The organism is Arthrobacter sp. Hiyo1, from assembly GCF_001263615.2.
Taxonomy (GTDB): domain Bacteria; phylum Actinomycetota; class Actinomycetes; order Actinomycetales; family Micrococcaceae; genus Arthrobacter.
This window is the reverse complement of the sequence record NZ_DF952469.1, coordinates 444,920-445,717: the sequence shown is the minus strand read 5'-3', so window position 1 is coordinate 445,717 and position 798 is coordinate 444,920. Positions and strand designations below refer to the sequence as shown.

The 798-nt window shown below is 65.5% G+C and carries 1 protein-coding gene and 1 pseudogene; both read left to right on the top strand.

Translation table 11 applies throughout. The annotated features are described in order from the left end of the window. The first annotated feature begins 85 nt into the window (after positions 1 to 85). Entirely contained in the window at positions 86 to 517 is a 432-nt protein-coding gene (locus tag AHiyo1_RS06445) for an organic hydroperoxide resistance protein (protein WP_059387986.1), read from the top strand. Then, positions 514 to 798, top strand: a pseudogene (locus AHiyo1_RS06440) (NADP-dependent oxidoreductase); the annotation flags it as partial. The gene AHiyo1_RS06445 and the pseudogene AHiyo1_RS06440, both read left to right, overlap by 4 nt.

Below are 798 nucleotides of genomic sequence, written 5' to 3'. Positions count from 1 at the left end.
CCTGGGCCGGCTTACCGCCGCCTCCATTCAGCCATCTGATCGTCCACCCCAGCACCTCCATCCCATCGAAGGAAAAGGAACCACAGTGAAGACTTTGTACGTAGCAGAGGCGCTTGCCTCCGGTGAAGGCCGCGAAGGCAACGCACGCACCAATGACGGCAAGCTGGACGTCACCCTCGCCAGCCCGGTGGAACTGGGCGGAAACGGCCAGGGCACTAATCCCGAGCAGCTCTTCGCCGCCGGATACGCGGCATGCTTCCACTCGGCACTCAGGCTGGTGGGACGCAAGGCCCGGGTGGATCTGACTGATTCCGCCGTGGCCGCCAAGATCCATTTCGGTGCCTTGGAGGGCAGCGAGGGATATGGCCTCGCCGCGGAGCTTGAGATCGCCCTGCCTGCCCTGGACCGCGAAACCGCCGAGCAGCTCGTGGCCAAGGCCCACCAGATCTGCCCCTACTCCAACGCGACGCGCGGGAACATCGCCGTCGACATCAAGCTTGTGGAGGTGGCCGCATGAGCGCCGCCGTTCCCACGAGCACCCGCGAAATCCAGCTGGCGTCCCGCCCGCAGGGACGCCCCGTCCAGGAGAACTTCCGGCTGGCAGAGACCGATCTGCCGGAGCTGCAGGACGGCCAGATCCTGGTCCGCAACGAGTTCATGTCGGTCGATCCCTACATGCGCGGCCGTATGAATGACACAAAGTCCTATTCGGCGCCTTTCCGGCTCGACGCAGCGCTCGACGGCGGTGCGGTGGGCGAGGTGATCGCGTCCCGTTCCAAGGCGCTCAAGGTGGGTGAC